This is a genomic window from Streptomyces sp. NPDC059850 (assembly GCF_042731515.1).
GTDB lineage: Bacteria > Actinomycetota > Actinomycetes > Streptomycetales > Streptomycetaceae > Streptomyces.
Map to the genome: position 1 here is coordinate 162,832 of NZ_JBHWJI010000008.1, position 16,356 is coordinate 179,187.

Annotated in this window: 14 protein-coding genes and 1 tRNA gene; 10 read left to right on the forward strand and 5 right to left on the reverse strand. The window is 73.4% G+C overall.

Annotated elements, in window-relative coordinates:
• Positions 1-76 precede the first annotated feature (76 nt).
• Complete coding sequence (locus tag ACFV9T_RS09190; RefSeq protein WP_385437800.1) at positions 77-1,483, forward strand: glycoside hydrolase family 1 protein; 1,407 nt, start codon at positions 77-79, stop codon at positions 1,481-1,483.
• A gap of 146 nt (positions 1,484-1,629) precedes the next feature.
• Positions 1,630-3,228: a cytochrome bc complex cytochrome b subunit gene (locus ACFV9T_RS09195; protein ID WP_385437802.1), complete on the forward strand. Its 1,599-nt coding sequence runs from the start codon at positions 1,630-1,632 to the stop codon at positions 3,226-3,228.
• 16 nt (positions 3,229-3,244) lie between these two features.
• Here the strand turns inward: ACFV9T_RS09195 and ACFV9T_RS09200 are convergent, their stop codons facing one another.
• The 3 genes from ACFV9T_RS09200 to ACFV9T_RS09210 all read right to left on the reverse strand — a co-directional run bounded on the left by ACFV9T_RS09200 (position 3,245) and on the right by ACFV9T_RS09210 (position 5,882).
• Positions 3,245-4,414 (reverse strand): chitinase, encoded by a 1,170-nt coding sequence (locus ACFV9T_RS09200; protein ID WP_385437804.1) that lies wholly within the window; start codon positions 4,412-4,414, stop codon positions 3,245-3,247.
• Between the two features lie 94 nt (positions 4,415-4,508).
• Positions 4,509-5,402: a spermidine synthase gene (locus ACFV9T_RS09205; protein WP_385437805.1), complete on the reverse strand. Its 894-nt coding sequence runs from the start codon at positions 5,400-5,402 to the stop codon at positions 4,509-4,511.
• Between the two features lie 66 nt (positions 5,403-5,468).
• A complete protein-coding gene (locus tag ACFV9T_RS09210; protein ID WP_385437807.1) occupies positions 5,469-5,882 on the reverse strand; it encodes a hypothetical protein in 414 nt (137 codons plus the stop codon).
• 186 nt (positions 5,883-6,068) lie between these two features.
• Here ACFV9T_RS09210 and ACFV9T_RS09215 point away from each other — a divergent pair, with 186 nt between their 5' ends.
• Positions 6,069-7,427: a tetratricopeptide repeat protein gene (locus ACFV9T_RS09215; RefSeq protein WP_385437808.1), complete on the forward strand. Its 1,359-nt coding sequence runs from the start codon at positions 6,069-6,071 to the stop codon at positions 7,425-7,427.
• A gap of 24 nt (positions 7,428-7,451) precedes the next feature.
• Here ACFV9T_RS09215 and ACFV9T_RS09220 read toward each other — a convergent pair whose 3' ends face one another.
• Positions 7,452-8,045: a histidine phosphatase family protein gene (locus ACFV9T_RS09220; protein ID WP_385437810.1), complete on the reverse strand. Its 594-nt coding sequence runs from the start codon at positions 8,043-8,045 to the stop codon at positions 7,452-7,454.
• Between the two features lie 300 nt (positions 8,046-8,345).
• Between ACFV9T_RS09220 and ACFV9T_RS09225 the strand changes: the two genes are divergently transcribed.
• The 7 genes from ACFV9T_RS09225 (at position 8,346) to ACFV9T_RS09255 (ending at position 15,015) form a co-directional block, all read left to right on the forward strand.
• Positions 8,346-9,428 carry a phosphatase PAP2 family protein gene (locus tag ACFV9T_RS09225; protein ID WP_385437812.1) on the forward strand — a complete coding sequence of 361 codons (1,083 nt, stop codon included), beginning with the start codon at positions 8,346-8,348 and terminating at the stop codon, positions 9,426-9,428.
• On the forward strand, positions 9,328-10,593 hold the full coding sequence (locus ACFV9T_RS09230; protein ID WP_385437813.1) for a hypothetical protein: 1,266 nt from the start codon (positions 9,328-9,330) through the stop codon (positions 10,591-10,593). Before ACFV9T_RS09225 ends, ACFV9T_RS09230 begins: the two co-directional genes overlap by 101 nt.
• The gene (locus ACFV9T_RS09235) at positions 10,584-12,200 is read left to right on the forward strand and encodes a hypothetical protein (RefSeq protein WP_385437814.1); all 1,617 of its coding nucleotides are present in this window, start codon (positions 10,584-10,586) and stop codon (positions 12,198-12,200) included. The genes ACFV9T_RS09230 and ACFV9T_RS09235 overlap by 10 nt, the downstream gene beginning before the upstream one ends.
• On the forward strand, positions 12,197-13,564 hold the full coding sequence (locus tag ACFV9T_RS09240; RefSeq protein ID WP_385437815.1) for an AAA family ATPase: 1,368 nt from the start codon (positions 12,197-12,199) through the stop codon (positions 13,562-13,564). Before ACFV9T_RS09235 ends, ACFV9T_RS09240 begins: the two co-directional genes overlap by 4 nt.
• 177 nt (positions 13,565-13,741) lie before the next feature.
• Positions 13,742-14,107: a hypothetical protein gene (locus ACFV9T_RS09245; RefSeq protein ID WP_385437816.1), complete on the forward strand. Its 366-nt coding sequence runs from the start codon at positions 13,742-13,744 to the stop codon at positions 14,105-14,107.
• Between the two features lie 160 nt (positions 14,108-14,267).
• Positions 14,268-14,885, forward strand: coding sequence for a bifunctional DNA primase/polymerase (locus ACFV9T_RS09250; protein WP_385437817.1), 618 nt, complete (start codon positions 14,268-14,270; stop codon positions 14,883-14,885).
• Positions 14,886-14,941: 56 nt separating this feature from the next.
• Positions 14,942-15,015: transfer RNA gene (locus ACFV9T_RS09255), tRNA-Lys, on the forward strand.
• Positions 15,016-15,034: 19 nt separating this feature from the next.
• Here ACFV9T_RS09255 and ACFV9T_RS09260 read toward each other — a convergent pair.
• Complete coding sequence (locus tag ACFV9T_RS09260) at positions 15,035-16,354, reverse strand: nucleotide disphospho-sugar-binding domain-containing protein (protein ID WP_385437819.1); 1,320 nt, start codon at positions 16,352-16,354, stop codon at positions 15,035-15,037.
• Positions 16,355-16,356: the final 2 nt, after the last annotated feature.

Below are 16,356 nucleotides of genomic sequence, written 5' to 3' on the forward strand. Positions count from 1 at the left end.
CCGCGCCGCCCGCACCGCCCTCACCTCCCTCTCCCCCGTCCCTCCCCACATCACGACCTCGAATGGGAGCGCTTCCATGAGTCTTTCCTTCCCGCCCGGATTCCTGTGGGGCGCGGCCGCCGCCTCCTATCAGATCGAGGGCGCCGCGCAGGAGGACGGCCGCACCCCGTCCATCTGGGACACCTTCAGCCACACCCCCGGCAAGGTGCTCGGCGGCGACACCGGCGATGTCGCGGTCGACCACTACCACCGCTTCCGCGAGGACATCCGGCTCATGGCCGACCTCAACCTCGCGGCCTACCGCTTCTCGGTCTCCTGGTCACGCGTCCAGCCCACCGGCCGCGGGCCCGCCGTCCAGCGCGGGCTGGACTTCTACCGCGGGCTGGTGGACGAGCTGCTGTCCGCCGGAATCCAGCCGGTCCTGACCCTCTACCACTGGGACCTCCCCCAAGAGCTGGAGAACACGGGCGGCTGGCCGGAACGCGAGACGGCCGAGCGGTTCGCCGAGTACGCCGGGATCGTCGCGGAGGCGCTGGGCGACCGCGTCGAGTACTGGACGACCCTCAACGAGCCGTGGTGCAGCGCCTTCCTCGGCTACGGCTCCGGGGTGCACGCCCCGGGCCGCACCGAGCGGCTCGCCCCGCTGCGCGCCGCCCACCACCTGAACCTGGCCCATGGCCTCGGCGCCCAGGCGCTGCGGGCCGCCCTCCCGGCCCGCGCCCAGATCGCCATCAGCCTCAACCCGGCGGTGGTCCGCCCGCTCACCCAGGACCCGGCCGACCTGGACGCTCAGCGCCGTATCGACGCGCTGGCCAACCGGGTGTTCAGCGGGCCGCTGCTGCGCGGCGCGTATCCGAACGACCTCATCGAGGACACGACGGCTATCACCGACTGGTCCTTCGTCCGCGATGGCGACCTGGCCGTCATCAAGCACCCCCTCGACGCGCTCGGCATCAACTACTACACGCCCTCATTGGTATCAGCCGCCACCGACAACGGGGGCCGGGCCGCCCGGCACGACGGCCACGGGGCCAGCGCCCACTCCCCCTGGCCGGGCTCCGAGCGGGTCGCCTTCCACCAGACGCCGGGCGAGCGCACCGAGATGGGCTGGACCGTCGACCCGACCGGGCTGTACGACCTGCTGATGCGCTACACCCGGGAGGCGCCGGGCGTGCCGCTCTACATCACCGAGAACGGCGCCGCGTACGACGACAAGCCGGACGCGGACGGCCACGTCCACGACCCGGAGCGGATCGCCTACGTACGCGCCCATCTGGCCACCGCCCACCGGGCCATCGCGGACGGCGCCGATCTGCGCGGCTACTTCCTGTGGTCGCTGATGGACAACTTCGAATGGGCGTACGGCTACAGCAAGCGCTTCGGCGCGGTCTACATCGACTACCCCACCCAGGCCCGCGTCCCGAAGTCCAGCGCCCGCTGGTACGCGGAGGTCGCGCGCACCGGGGAGCTGCCGGACGCGTAATCCGGGCCGCGGGAAAAGACCGCGGCTCCGCCCAGCCTGTGGGGGGTGGGCGGAGCCGCACTTTCCTCCTCCGAATGGATTACGGCATGGGCCACACGCCCGGCCGACAGAGCGGTGGGCGGACGGTGCTGGTAAATGCATGAGATATGAGCAAAGCAAAGGGCGAGGCACTCGCCGGGTGGTTCGACGGGCGAGTCGGCCTCTTCTCGATGGCCAAGGCCAATCTGCGGAAGGTCTTCCCCGACCACTGGTCCTTCCTGATCGGCGAGATCGCCCTGTACACGTTCGTCATCATCATCCTGACGGGCGTCTACCTGACCTTGTTCTTCGAGCCCGCCATGAACGAGGTCGTCTATCACGGCCGCTACGAGCCGCTCAACGGCATCCACATGTCCCAGGCGTTCGAGTCCACCATGGACATCAGCTTCGACGTGCGCGGCGGCCTGCTCATGCGGCAGATCCACCACTGGGCGGCCGTGCTCTTCATCGCGAGCATGATCGCCCATATGATGCGGACGTTCTTCAACGGCGTCTTCCGCAAGCCACGCGAAATCAACTGGCTCTCCGGCGCCGGACTGCTCATTCTCGGCATGTTCGACGGCTTCATGGGCTATTCGCTCCCCGACGACCTGCTCTCCGGCACCGGGCTGCGCTTCATGGAGGGCGCGATCCTGTCGGTGCCGATCGTCGGCACGTATCTGTCGTTCTTCTTCTTCGGCGGACAGTTCCCCGGGACGATCGTCATCCCCCGGCTCTTCACCCTCCATGTGCTGCTCATTCCCGGTATCATGCTCGGCCTGCTGGCCCTCCATATGATCCTGCTCGTCTATCACAAGCACACCCATGGGCCCGGGCCCGGCAAGAAGAACATGAATATCGTGGGTCCCCCGCTGTGGCCGGTCTATGTCGCCAAATCCGGCGGGTTCTTCTTCCTCGTCTTCGGCATCACCACCCTGATGGCGGGCATCGCCCAGATCAATCCGATCTGGGCGTACGGCCCCTACCGGCCCGACCAGGTCTCCACCGACGCCCAGCCCGACTGGTACATGGGCTATTCCGAGGGGCTGATCCGGCTGATGCCGGGCTGGGAGATCAATCTGTGGGGCCACACCCTGGTCCTCGGTGTCTTCATCCCCCTGGTGGTCTTCCCGATGGTGCTGCTCGCCATCTGGCTCTATCCGTTCCTCGAAGCGTGGATCACCGGCGACAAGCGCGAACACCATCTGAACCAGCGCCCGCGCAACGCCCCCACCCGCACCGCCTTCGGCGCCGCCTGGATCTCCCTCTACACGGTCCTGCTGATCGGCGGCGGCAACGACCTCTTCGCGACCCACTTCCATCTGTCGATCAACGCGATCACCTGGGCGGGGCGGATCGGCTTCTTCGTGGTGCCGCTCGTGGTGTTCGCCATCACCCGGCGGATCTGCCTCGGGCTGCAGCGGCGCGACCGCGACATGGTGCTGCACGGCCGCGAGACCGGCATCATCCAGCGGCTGCCGCACGGCGAGTACATCGAGGTGCACGAGCCGCTGTCACCGGGCGAGCGGTACACGCTGACGGCCTACGAGCAGTACGAGCCCCTGGAGCTGCCACCGGCCGTGGACGGCGCCGGGGTCGAACGGAAACTGTCCCGCTCGGTGCGTCTGCGGGCGCGGCTGTCCCGCTTCTACTTCGGCGACGGCGGCCAGATCGCCAAGCCGACGGCCGAGGAGTACCGGGAGCAGCAGGAGACCCCCCACCACTAGCCGAGGGGCTGTGCGGTCAGCCCTCGTAGCCGCCCAGCGCCTTGGTGAACGCCAGCGCGTCCTGCTCGACCGAGCTGCAGATCGCCGACGCCGACTTCTGGGCGCCGCCCGCGCACTGCTTGTCGCGGGTCGCGGACCACATGGACAGCTTGCCCAGCCCCTTGGTCCGGGCGAACCGCACCAGCTGGGTGGCGTCCTCGACCGTGAATATCTCGACCTTGACGTCGTTGACGCCGATCATCGGGGTGACACCGACGGCCTTCCACGCCGCCTCGTCGCTCAGCCTCAGCGCGCGCTTCAGCTGCTTCTGGGTCGCGGTGGCCGCGTCGATCGCGTACTGGCCCATGTCGCCGTCGTAGAAGGTGCCGTAGTCCATCGCCATGATGTTGACGGCGGAGATCTTCACCCCGTTCTTCTCGGCGTCGGCGACCAGCTCGGCGCCGTCCCGGGTGAGGCCGGTGGGCATCACGGGCAGGGTGAAGGAGACGTCCAGGCCGGGGTTCTCCTTCTGCAGCGCGGCGATGGCCTGCGCCCGGCGGGTGTTGGCCGCGGCGTTCTTCAGCGCCTTGCCCTCGATGTCGAAGTCCATCTTGGTGAGCTTGAACCGGTCCACGACCTCGCCGTAGGCCTCGGCCAGGTCGTCCACCGAGGAGCAGGCCAGGGCCAGTTCGTTCCCGGACTGGCCGCCGAAGGAGACCCGTATGTCGCCGCCTTCCGCGCGCAGCGCCTTCGTCTGCCGGGCCACCTTGTCGCCGCCGAGCGCGGTTCTGCCGCCCCACTCGGGGGTGCAGCCGCCGCCGGGGGAGACGAAGCCGAGCGTGAACTCCTTGACGCCGGTCTTCTTCGCGGTGCCGACCATGTCGTAAGGGACGTGGAGCGAGGTGTCGATGTACGGCGCGAAGGGCGCGGCGGCCGCCACCCCCTCCCCGTTGCCCTGCTGCCCCGGCGTCGTGCCCGGTGTCGTGCCCGGCGTCGTGCTGGGGGTCCCGCCCGGCGCGGTCCCGGGTCCCGTACCCGGTCCCGTACCCGCGCCCAGGTCCGGCGCCTCGTTCACCGACTCGCCGCCACCGACCGCGCCGCTCAGCGCGAACGCCGCCCCGCCCGCCACGAGGACGACGGCGGTCGCGCCGATCGCCATCGTGCCCCGGCCCACGGTGCGGCGACGGCGGTACCTGCGGCTCATCATCTGCCTGCCCTGCGTACGGAGTTAGGTGGACTACGGGGGGCACGCTAGCGAGCGGATGGGGAACATACGACCGGATCTGTGGAATGCGACAGATTTAGTCGAAGACGGCGGCCGGGGGCGCCGGGGACCGGGTGGCCGTCGCGTCGGTGACCGGGGCCGCGCCGCCGGTGAAGTCCGCGAGCGCGCGGCCGTGTTCGACCCGGGCGGGGTGCGGGTCCACGGCGGCGCGGCGGGTCAGCTCGGCCACCGGCAGCTCGTGGTCGGCGGCCAGCAGGACGGCGTTGCCGAAGCGGCGGCCGCGCAGCACGGCCGGGTCGGCGGTCAGGCACACCTCGGCGAACGCGGCGCGGGCGGTGGCGATCTGGGCGCGCAGATGGGCCAGCGGCGGGCCGTCGGCGAGGTTCGCCGCGTAGAGGCCGCCGGGGCGCAGCGCCCGGCGGACCTCGGCCAGGAACTCCTGGCTGGTCAGGTGCGCGGGGGTGCGGGCCCCGCTGAAGACGTCCGCGATGATCAGATCGGCCCAGCCCTCGGGCACCTTGGCGAGCCCGGCCCGGGCGTCGGCGCCCCGCACCCGTATCCGGTCGCCGGGGCCGAGCGGCAGCTCGCGCCGTACGAACTGGACGAGCGGGGCATCGATCTCGACGATCTGCTGGGTGGAGCGGGGGCGGGTCGCCGCGATGTAGCGGGCCAGCGTGAAGGCGCCGCCGCCCAGATGGACGGCGTGCAGCGGGCGCCCCGGCGGGGCGGCGAGATCGGCGGCGTGGCCGAGCCGCCGCTGGTACTCGAAGTCGAGGTACGCGGGGTCGTCGAGGTCCACATGGGACTGCGGTTTGCCGTCCAGCAGCAGCGTCCAGCCGCGCGGGCGGTCGCGGTCCGGCACCAGCTCGGCGAGGCCCCCGTCGACGGGTGCGGTGACCGGCTCGGGGGTGCGCCCCCGGCCCGCCGCGCGCCCGCGCTCCGCCGCTCGCTTCTTCGTGCCTTTCGCCATGCGCCCCAGTATGGGCCGGGCCACCGACAGCCGGTCCACCGCCCGGCATCGGGGCTGGTCACAGGGCTACTGACAGCGGTCGACGGCCTCGATCGTGCGGGCCGCCTCACCGAGCGCGGCCCGCAGCTCGGCGGGGTCGGTGGCGCCGGTGTACGCGGCGTCCGGTGGCACCAGCCAGTGGGTGGCGCCCTGCCCCACGGCGCCGCCGTCGTTTATGCGCATGCCGCGCCCGGCCGTCTCGGTGCAGGCGCTGCCCGGCATGTCCCAGCCGTCCGCGGTGCCGGGCGGCACCAGGAAGCCGAGGGTGTCGCAGGCGTTGTCGTGCATCACGGGGCCGAGGCCGTCGCAGCCGCGGCGCAGGATGTCCACCGCCTCCAGCCCCTGGCGGGCGGGCACGGTGACCAGATCACACTCCTGGCGCGGGTGATGTTGGGCAGTCGTCCGCGAGCGGCTGATATCCACTCCGGCCTCCCTCTTCATCGGGTTGCTCAGGGTTCAACGCTCGGCAGTGTCAACGGCTACGGCCGAATGCCGCCGTAAAGGATGGCAGTTCATGGCAGATCGAGGGCGACTTGTCTTTATTGCCGGGAATATCCAAATGTCCGGAACGTCGTAACCGGTACGGTTCTCCCCCGCCGACACGGCAGCACCGTAGGGAGGGTCACCATGAGGCCGCTTCCGGAATCCTCGCCAGCCCCACCAGCCTCGTCATCCCGCCCTAACACCGCGTTCCGGCTGTTACGCGGGCAGCTCTCACCGGCCGAGTTCGCGGCGTCCGTACGGCGCGCGGCCCGCGAGATCGGCGAACAGGTCTCCTGCGACGCGCGCTATATCGGCCGCGTCGAGTCAGGGGCGATCCGCTGCCCCAACTACGCGTACGAGCGCGTGTTCCGCCACATGTTCCCCGGCCGCGCCCTCACCGACCTCGGATTCACCCCGCGCGAGGCGGTCCGGGGCCGCCCGGTCGGGCCGGCCGCCGTTCCGGCACCCCGCCCGGAGCCGGAGCCCCGCGCCCCGGCCGACATCGACATCTTCGAGGAGAGCGAACTGCTACGGCGTGCGTTCATGGCGGGCGGGGCGGTGGCCGCCGCCGAGGCCGTGCGGACCTCCCGGCGGGCCGGACAGGCCGAGGCGGCCGCCGTCGAGGAGGCCGTGCGCCGCATCCGGCTGCTGGACGACCGGCACGGCGCGGACAGCCTCTACGTGCACACCGCGCGCCCGCTGAGCGCCGCGTACGCGCTGCTCGACGCGGGCGGCTACGGCCGCTCCGTGGTGGAGCGGCTGTACGCGGGCGCGGGCGAGCTGGCCATCTCGGTGGGCTGGCTCGCCCATGACTCCGGACGGCTCACCGACGCCCGCTCGCACTACGCGGAGGCGCTGGCCACCGCGCGCGTCACGGGCGATCCCGCCCTTGAGGCCCACGCGTTCTGCAACACCGCCTTCCTGGCCCGCGACGCGGGCCGCCCGCGCGAGGCCGTACGCGCCGCCCAGGCCGCGCAGCGGGCCGCACGGCGGCTGGCCTCGCCCCGGCTGCTGTCGCTCATCGCGCTGCGCGAGGCGGGCGGCCGGGCCTGGCTGGCCGACCGCGGCGGCTGCGAACGGGCCCTGCTGCGCGCCCAGTCGCTCTTCGGCCGGGGCCCCTGCGACGACGACCCGGAGTGGATGACCTTCTTCGGCGAGGCCGAACTGGAGGGCCTGGAGGCGCAGTGCTGGTCGGCACTGGGCGACTGGGGGCGCGCGGCGGAGCACGCGCGCCGCGCGGTCTCCCTCCAGAAGCCCCATTTCACCCGCAACATCGCCCTGTTCACCACGGAGCTGGCGAACGACCTGGTGGCGGACGGCGAGCCGGAGGCGGCCGCCGCCGCGGCGGGCCGCGCCCTGGGCCTGCTGAACCAGGTCACGTCCTCCCGGATCCGCCGCATGCTGGAGGACACCGCCCGGCTGCTGCGCCCGCACGGCCGCAACGCGTCGGTCGCGGACTTCCTCGCCCGCTACCAGCAGGCCCACCGCGAAAGCCCGGTCTGACCGCGCGATCGCGGCGGCGGGAGGTCAGCCCAGGTGCCCGGTGTCGTTCCAGCGCTCGATGGCCGGTTCGCCGTACGCCCACCCCAGGATCGACAGGGACGTGGGGTCGAGGCGTATCCGGGCCGCGAAGGAGACGTCGTAGCCGAGCCAGCGGGCCCCCAGGGTGCGCAGGATGTGGCCGTGCGCGAAGACCAGCACATCCCGGTCGGCGGAGCGCGCCCACTCCACCACCGCGTCCGCCCGGGCCGTGATCGCGGCGAGCGACTCGCCCTCTGGGACGCCGTCGCGCCAGATCAGCCAGCCGGGGCGGACCGCCTTGATCTCGGCCGGGGTCATCCCCTCGTAGGCGCCGTAGTCCCACTCCAGCAGGGCGTCCCAGGCCTGCGCCCGGTCGCCGAAGCCCGCCAGGTCGCAGGTCTCCTGGGCGCGAACGAGCGGACTGGTGCGCACCTCGGCGTCGGGCAGGCCCGCCCAGGGGGTCTGGTGGAGCCGCTCGCCGAGCAGCTTGGCGCCGCGCCGCCCCTCGTCCAGCAGCGGGATGTCCGTACGGCCGGTGTGCTTGCCCAGGAGCGACCACTGCGTCTGTCCGTGCCGGGCCAGGAGGATGCGTGGTGCCATGGGGTCGCCTTTCACCGGATGACGTGCCTGCCGCGCGCCCCGTGCGCCATGCCACGCGACCGCCCGCGGAATACCTGCGCTCTACGCGCTCTGGGGAACGGATCTCTGTCCGTTCGTTGTCCATCCATCATCGCGCACGTGATCGAGAGGCAACCTTGGGGGGACTCCTGACGTCTTCCTGCTCGCGCGGTTATCAACCGTGGGTCCCCGGGGGCGGTGCGGGGGCCGCCTCGACGACACCGTACGGTTGACCGCGCGCCATGTTGTGGCCGCCTGACTTTTGACTGGGAGAGCGTCCGGATGCCCCAAACCGCGCCCCGTGACGGAGCGACACTGGGCAGTCGGGCCCGTTGGTGGACCGAGCTGCCGCTGATCGCGGTGGTGTACCTCGCCTACGCGGGCGGTCGGCTGCTGGGCCAAGGCGATGTGTCCACCGCCGTCGACCACGGCCTGGGAATCCTCCGTTTCGAACGGCAGCTCAACATCGATTTCGAGTCGCCGCTCAACGACCTGTTCACCAAGCACGCCTGGATAGGCATACCGGCCGACTTCCTGTACGCGTCACTGCACTACGCGGCCACCCCGGCGGTCCTGGTGTGGCTGTGGAGGCGCGGCCGGAACTCGGACTACCGCTTCGCCCGCACCTGGCTGCTGGTCACCACGATGATCGGCCTGGTCGGGTTCGTCGTGGTGCCGACGTGCCCGCCGCGGCTGCTGGAGGCGAGCCAGGGCTTCGTCGACACGATGGCTCAATACAGCGCCTACGGCTGGTGGGGCGGTGACGCGTCCGCGCCACGTGGCATGGGCGGGCTCACCAACCAGTACGCGGCGATGCCGAGCCTCCATGTGGGCTGGGCGCTGTGGTGCGGGATAGCGCTGTGGTGGCAGGGGCGCTCGGTGTGGTCGAAGATCGTCGCCGTGGTCTATCCGCTGGTCATCACCCTCGTGGTGATGGGCACCGCGAACCACTACTTCCTCGACGCGGCCGCGGGTGCCGCCGCCGTCGGGGCCGGGGCGCTGCTGACCCGGCCCGCGCTGCGGCTCGCGGACGCCGTCCGCAACCGCTTCCGCCCGGCCCGCGCCGCCGTCGCGACCCGGACCGCCGACGCCCCCACCGAAGCTGCCACGGGCGCGGCCGCTGCCGGAACCGCTACCGGAACCGCCGCCGGAATCCCCGGCGCTGCCGCGAATGTCAGTGACAAGTGCGAGACTTCGGCCCGTGAACGGGAACGGGAACGGATCCCCCGACAGCAGGGCAGGGGCGCGGACACGCAACGTACGGGTGGCGGCGACGGCGGCGGACGGCAAGCCGGTGCCGGTGCCGGTGCCGGCCACGGCCGGGGAGCCGGTGCGGGCGACGGCGCTGCGGCACCAGCTCGCTGAGCTGCGCGGCCCCTCCGCCGTTCCGCACCCGATGGACGCCCGCGCGCTGGCCGCGCTGGCGGCCAACCCCGGCTGCCGCCGCCGCGCGCTGCTGGACGGCGCCGGGGTCGACAAGGGGGCGCTCGCGCGGGCGCTCGGAGCGCCCGCGCCCTTCGGCCAGTCCCAGTTCGCCCATCAGCGCGGCAATACCTTCGAGGCCCACGTCAAGGCCGACCGCGGCGCGCTGCTCACGCGGCTGCTGCACGAGCGGCTGGCCGACGGTTCGGCCGCGCCCGATCCGGACACCACCGCGACCCCCGAGCTGACCGCGGCCGGTCCCCAGGGGCGTACGGCCCGTACGGCGCTGGCGCTGCGGGAGGCCACCTCGGCGGGGCGGTGGGCGCTGCTCGACCATCCGATGGTGAGCCTGGACGTCGCGGGCTCCCCCGCCTTCCTGGAGCCGGACGCGGTCGTGGTGCACCCCGACGGCTCCTGGACGGTCGTCGAGATCAAGTCCTTCCCCATGGTGGACGGCGCGGCCGACCCGGCCAAGGTCGGCGCGGCGGCCCGGCAGTCGGCCGTCTACGCCCTGGCCCTGGAGCGGATCGCGGCCCACCTCGGGGAGGTCACCGAGGGCCCGGAGGGCAAGCAGGAGGGCGTGCGGGCCCGGGTGCGGCATCAGGTGCTGCTCGTCTGCCCCAAGGACTTCTCCAACCTGCCGACCGCCGAACTCGTGGATGTGCGCAAGCAGCTCGCCGTGACCCGGCGGCAGCTGGGCCGTCTCACCCGGATCGAGGAGATCGCCGCCGCCCTCCCCGAAGGCACCACCTTCGACCTGCGGCTCACCGAGGACGGCCAGACCGCGACCCGGCCCGTCGGGGAGCTGACCGCCGCGGTCGAGTCGGTCGACGCGGCGTACGCGCCGGAGTGCCTGTCCACCTGTGAGCTGTCCCTCCACTGCCGGGAGCGGGCCCGGGCGGCGGGCGCCGTCGAGTCGCTGGGGCGCGGCGTACGGGGTGACCTGGGCGGGCTGACCACGGTGGAGGCCGTGCTCGCGGCCGCCCTGGAATCCGGCGGTCCGGAGCCCACCGGCGACCCGGCCGTGGACACCCTGCGGCGCGCGGCGGCCCTGCGCGCCGAGGCCCTGGCCACCGCCGCGCGGCCTGCGGAGGGGGTATGTCGCTGATCACCACGCTGGCCCGGATGGAGGCCGTCCGGAAGGGCCGGGCGCGGCCGCTGACCACGGTGCGGCACCGGCATCTCTCCCATCGGCCGCTGGCGTTCGTACCGCTGACCACCGCGGGCGAGACGGGCGCGCCGCTCGGCGCGCTGGTGGGCACCGACCGGGACGCGCCGCGGCTGCTGATCGTGGCACAGCCGCGCAACCGTGATCTGCGGTTCGCGTTCCTCGCCGAGCTGGCGGAGGAGATGCTTCCGTACCTGGACGGGTACGCGGACGACGTCGAGCTGGAGGAGCGCAAGGAGACCGACCCGGAGACCGGGAAGAAGGTGCCGGTCCAGGTCGAGCTGTGCGCGGACGCGCCGCAGCTGCTGGTGCCCAGCGCCGCGGGCGTGGCGTTCGTGCGGCTGCTGGGCCGGTCGATGCGGTTCCGGCGCACCGCCGAGCAGGACCCGGAGACGCCGTTCCCGGCGCCCGCGCGCGTACCGCTGCTCGGCCGGTGGCTGACGCACTACGGGGAGCGGTCCCGGGTGCCCGGCTCCTCGCTGCTGCTGTCGCTGACCGAGCTGCTGGGGCGGCACTGGGCGACCGGGCAGAGCAATCTGGAGGACCAGCACCTGGGCTCGCTGCTGGCCTGGATCGACCCGCCGGAGGGCGTCCCGGGCGCGGCGGCGGCGCTGCACACCGAGTCTGCGCGGGACGGGGACGGGCAGCTGCTGTACCCGCCCGCGGGCCCCGCCACCGACCCGGCCTTCGACAACAAGCTGCTGGCCCCGGCGATGTCCCGGTACGACGCGGCGCGCTCCGAGGTGACGGGCGGCGTGGCCGGGGGCGAGGCGCGGCTGCGGGCGGCCGAGGCGGAGCTGCGCGAGCTGATCGCGTCCCAGCTGACGCCCACCTGGGACGCGTTGTGGCGGGGTGTGGATCGCTTGCGTGAGCTGCCGGAGGGCGCGCGGGTGGCGGACCGCTGGAAGCGCGACCGCTGGTCGTACACCGGCCACCGGGACCGCGTCCGGGCCGGTGAGCCGCCCCAGCCGAAACGGGACGACGCGGTGACGGCGGCGCAGAAGCTCGCCGCGCGCGAGACCGCGCAGGCCCAGCTGGACGCGCACGAGGCGCTGGACGATCCGCTGGTCATGGCCGGGCGGCGGCTGTCCGGGGAGGCGTTCGCGGGCGAGGTCACCGAGGTGGAGATGGCCTGGTCGGAGGCGAAGGTGCCACGCCCGCGGCCGCTGGTCACGGTGCGCACCGAGGACCGTCCGCACCTGGCCGAGCGGATCAAGCTGTACCGGGTGATGGACGACGGCCGGACGCAGACCGGGGAGTTCGCCGGGGACGCCGAGCCCGCCGAGGAGCCCTCCGAGGGCCCCGGGGGCACGCCCGCCGCGTTCGTGGTCCGGCTGACCGGGGGGATGGGCCGGGGCAAGGAGCCGGAGCCGGGTTCGGTGCCCGAGCCGGGCGACCGGGTGTGCTGGACGCTGTTCGAGCACGCCCCGCGCGGCGGTCCGGAGCTGCCCGACCCCGAGAGCACCCCGTGGACCCACGGCGGCCCGCCGGACGCCGCCGCCCCTGAGCAGGCTCCCGACCCCGTGACCGAGGAGGATTATCTGTGATCGCCACGGACCGGGCGGCCCGTGCGGGGAGGGGCGAGCCGTTCGACCCGTCGGCCGCGGCCGCGCGCGCGACCGACGCGATCCTGCACGACACCCTGCACGGCGCCCACCGAGGTGTCGTCGTGGACTCCCCGCCCGGCGCGGGCAAGTCGACGCTGGTCGTCCGGGCGGCCCGGGAGCTGGCCGCCGCCGGGCGGCCGCTGATGGTCGTCGCGCAGACCAACGCGCAGGTGGACGATCTGGTGGACCGGCTCGCCACGGCGGACCCGGACCTTCCGGTCGGCCGTCTGCACAGCAGCGATCCGCATCCGTACGACCCGGTGCTCGACGAGCATCCGGCGGTGCGCTGCTCGGCGAAGGTCGCGGATCTGGCGGGGCTGGGCATCGTGGTCTCCACGGCCGCCAAGTGGGGGCATGTGAAGAACGTCGAGCCGTGGAGCCACGCGATCGTGGACGAGGCGTACCAGATGCGCTCGGACGCGCTGCTGGCTGTCGCGGGGCTCTTCGAGCGGGCGCTGTTCGTCGGCGACCCCGGGCAGCTCGACCCGTTCAGCGTGGTGGGCGCCGATCAGTGGGCGGGGCTCTCGTACGACCCGTCGGCCAGCGCGGTGACCACGCTCCTGGCCCACAATCCGCGGCTTCCGCAGCACCGGCTGCCGGTGTCCTGGCGGCTGCCCGCGTCGGCCGCGCCGCTGGTCTCGGACGCGTTCTATCCGTACACGCCCTTCCGCAGCGGTACGGACCACGGCGACCGGCGGCTGAGCTTCGGGGTGCCCTCGGACGGTTCGGGGCCTGACCGGGTGCTGGACGAGGCCGCCGTCTCCGGGTGGGGGCTGCTGGAGCTTCCGGCCCGCCGTACGCCGCGCACCGACCCGGAGGCGGTGGCGGCCGTGGCCCAGGTGGTCCGGCGGACGCTGGACCGGGGCGGCGCGGCGGTCAGCGAGCGCGCCGACGAGCCGGTGCCGCTGACCGCCGACCGGATCGCGGTCGGCACCGCGCACCGCGACCAGGCGGCGGCCGTGCGGGCGGCGCTGGCGGGGCTCGGAGTGTCGGGCGTCACCGTCGATACCGCGAACCGCCTCCAAGGACGTGAGTTCGATCTGACGGTGGTGCTGCACCCGCTGTCCGGCCGCCCGGACGCGACCGCGTTCCATCTGGAGACCGGCCGGCTGTGCGTGCTGGCGTCGCGGCACCGGCACGCGTGCGTGGTGGTGTGCCGGGCGGGGGTTGCGGAGCTGCTGGACGAGCATCCGTCGACGGAACCGGTGCAGCTGGGGGTGACGGTGAAGTTCCCGGACGGCTGGGAGGCGAACCACGCGGTCCTGTCGCACCTGGCCGAACACCGCGTCTCCTGGCGGCCCTAGCGCGAGTCCGCGAAAGTTCCGCCGGGCCCGGGGGTCCGGGCCCGGGGCGCTGGGTTCGGAGGTGGGGTCGGTGGGGAGACACCCCTGGTGGGGGCGGCGGTCTTGCCTCCCGCGCGACAATGGGAGCAGGACGCACCGCCAACCGAACGTGTCTCACGACCCAGGAGGAGAGATCACATGCCCGAGCCGGATCCGGCGGGGGGCCCGACCAGCGCCGCGCCACGGCGAATGAAACCGGCCGCGCTGCTCTTCGAACCGGCCGCCGCCGTCAAGGACGAGGCGCACTTCTTCGACCTGGAGTCGATCGAGGATCCGCGCGAACTCCTCGCCCGCTCGACCGAGCTGGTGCTCGCGTTCCGCGCGGCGACGGACCGGGCCATGGAGTTCCAGGCGATGGCGGCCGCGCAGCTCGCCGACCCGAGACGGTTCGACCGGCTGACCCCCGCTGTGATCGCCGAGCGGGCGGAGTGGACCGAGGACTACGCCAAAAAGATGATCGAGTTCGGTCGCGAACTGATACAAAGCGGCGAGCTGCCGGACTGATGGGCGTACTCCGCACGGGAAACCCGCACGAACGGGCCGCGTCCTGCCACGATCATGCGCCGGGGGCATATGCGAGGGGAAGGTACCCCATCGCCCCGCGTCATGTCCTGGTTTTGCCGCATCCCCCGATACCTCTCCTGCCGACGGTAATTGTAGAAACATGAGCAGAACGCCTCGGGACTCACTTCACACCGCCGCCTACGTCACCCCGGCCGGCGCGGACTGGCTCGCCTCCGCCAGCCGGTCCCCCCGCGGCATCCACGCGCTCTGGGAGCGGCATCCGGCGGCCTCGGTCCCGCTGCCGTGCGGCACCGCGTTCGACGTCGTCAGCATGGACGCGCTCTTCGGGCGCCGGGTGGTGAGCCGGTTATGGACCGATGGCCCCGGCACCGGTCCGGTGGCCGCCCAGGGCGGCCGGGTCCTGCTGTTCGCCACCCCGGGCGCGGCCCAGCGGCTGCCCGCGCTGCTCGGCTGGGAGGAGTGGGGCGGCACGGCACCCCCGCTGCTCTGCTACGGCTGGGGGGACACGGTGACCGTACCGCCCCTGTACCCCCAGGACCCCGGCACGGCGGAGCCCGAGCCCCCGGCGGAGATCGCCTCGTACGACGCCCCCTCACCCCGCTGGCTCGTCGCCCCCGACGTCCGCAGCCCCTGGCTGCCCGGGCCCGAGGTGCTGCTGTGGGCCTGTGTCCGAGCGGCCCGCACGCTGCGTGCCACGGCCGGTGCGGACGCCGACGGCACGGCTGTGACCAGCGAACCCGCCCTGTTTCCGGGCTGAAAGATATCGATTTTCACTTCGCCTGACCCGGGTGCTAAGGTCTTCTACGTCAGCAGGCGCCGCTAGCTCAGTTGGTTAGAGCAGCTGACTCTTAATCAGCGGGTCCGGGGTTCGAGTCCCTGGCGGCGCACCGACATACGGAAGGCCTCTCACCGAGCGTGAGGGGCCTTTCGTATGCCCCGGGTGCCCTCGGGGCGGCCCGTCAACCGCGCGACCGCCGCCTCCGGTCCTGGCATCGAGCGGGCCTCCTCCCGCAGCGCGCGGGCCGCGACCACGTACGACGGCTGCTCCAGCAGCGCGAAGAGGTCCCGGGCCAGCTGGGCCCCGGCCGCCCGGGCGATGCGGGGCGAGCCGCCGAGCAGGTCGGCGGGGGTATGCGCCCCGGCACCGGTGATGGCCACCCGCACACCGTTGAGCTGCTGCTCGGGGCCGGGCGCGACGATCAGCTGCGGCACCCCGGCCACCGCCGCGGCCAGGACGGCGGCCCCACCGCCCTGGTGGAGCACCGCGCGGCAGCCCGGCAGCAGCCGGTGCAGCGGTCCTGCGGGCGGCCGCCCCTGGGCGGCGCTGCCCAGCCGGACGACCTCCACCCCGCGCGCCTCGGCCGCCCGCAGCGCCGTCCGCACGGCTTCGGGCGGGCCCGCGGCGTCCTCCCACACGGCGCAGATCCGGGCGGGTCCGGGGCGGACGGAATCGCACGACGGCTCGCCTGCCGCGTCGTACGCCCCCTCATACGCCTCGGGCGACGACTCGTACGGGGCCTCCCGGGGCGGCCCGTACGGCGGCTCGTACCGGGATGCGTACCGGGGTTCGTACCGGGATTCATACGGGGACTCGTACGGGACGAACCGCACCGGAAGGCGCCGCTCCGGCGACGGCAGCACCAGGCTCGGCGGGCAGGGGTCGAGCCACAGCTCCGGTTCGCGCGCCGGGTCCGCCCCATAGCGCCGCATCAGGCGTGCGTAGCCGGGCAGCGGCGGGCCGTCCAGCCGCTGCCGGTCGAGGCGCGGCAGCGCCGTGCTCCCCCACAGCTGGCCGACCGCGGGCACGCCGAGCGCCGCGGCGGCCACCGTGCCCGCGTACGTACTCGCGTCGTGCACCACCAGCTCCGGCTGCCAGCAGCGGGCGTAGGCCACCAGCCCCTGGGCCATGGCCTCGGCGATGGCCACCCGCTGGTCGCCGAGGGCGCGCAGCACCCCGTGCTGCTCCGGGCCGAGCACTCTGGGCCGCACCGGCCAGTCCGCGGGCCAGATGCCGCGCGAGCGGCGCGCCACGGCCGGTGGCACGCCGAGCGCGCGCGGCAGCACACCGGCCGGGACCGGCATCAGCCCGGCCCGGGCGACCGCCGCCGCGCAGCCGCCCGGGACCGCGACCCGCACCTGGTGCCCCGCCGCGAGGAACGCCCGCGCGAGCGGCACCAGCGCGATCAGATGCCCGCCCGGGGCCCAGGTCGTGAACAGGACGCGCACGA

Coding starts and splice junctions, on each gene's coding strand:
- ACFV9T_RS09250 (WP_385437817.1), top strand. CDS start 14,268: ATGAGCAGAACGCCTCGGGACTCACTTCACACCGCCGCCTACGTCACC.
- ACFV9T_RS09195 (WP_385437802.1), top strand. CDS start 1,630: ATGAGCAAAGCAAAGGGCGAGGCACTCGCCGGGTGGTTCGACGGGCGA.
- ACFV9T_RS09225 (WP_385437812.1), top strand. CDS start 8,346: ATGCCCCAAACCGCGCCCCGTGACGGAGCGACACTGGGCAGTCGGGCC.
- ACFV9T_RS09245 (WP_385437816.1), top strand. CDS start 13,742: ATGCCCGAGCCGGATCCGGCGGGGGGCCCGACCAGCGCCGCGCCACGG.
- ACFV9T_RS09200 (WP_385437804.1), bottom strand. CDS start 4,414: ATGATGAGCCGCAGGTACCGCCGTCGCCGCACCGTGGGCCGGGGCACG.
- ACFV9T_RS09190 (WP_385437800.1), top strand. CDS start 77: ATGAGTCTTTCCTTCCCGCCCGGATTCCTGTGGGGCGCGGCCGCCGCC.
- ACFV9T_RS09220 (WP_385437810.1), bottom strand. CDS start 8,045: ATGGCACCACGCATCCTCCTGGCCCGGCACGGACAGACGCAGTGGTCG.
- ACFV9T_RS09215 (WP_385437808.1), top strand. CDS start 6,069: ATGAGGCCGCTTCCGGAATCCTCGCCAGCCCCACCAGCCTCGTCATCC.
- ACFV9T_RS09205 (WP_385437805.1), bottom strand. CDS start 5,402: ATGGCGAAAGGCACGAAGAAGCGAGCGGCGGAGCGCGGGCGCGCGGCG.
- ACFV9T_RS09210 (WP_385437807.1), bottom strand. CDS start 5,882: ATGAAGAGGGAGGCCGGAGTGGATATCAGCCGCTCGCGGACGACTGCC.
- ACFV9T_RS09235 (WP_385437814.1), top strand. CDS start 10,584: ATGTCGCTGATCACCACGCTGGCCCGGATGGAGGCCGTCCGGAAGGGC.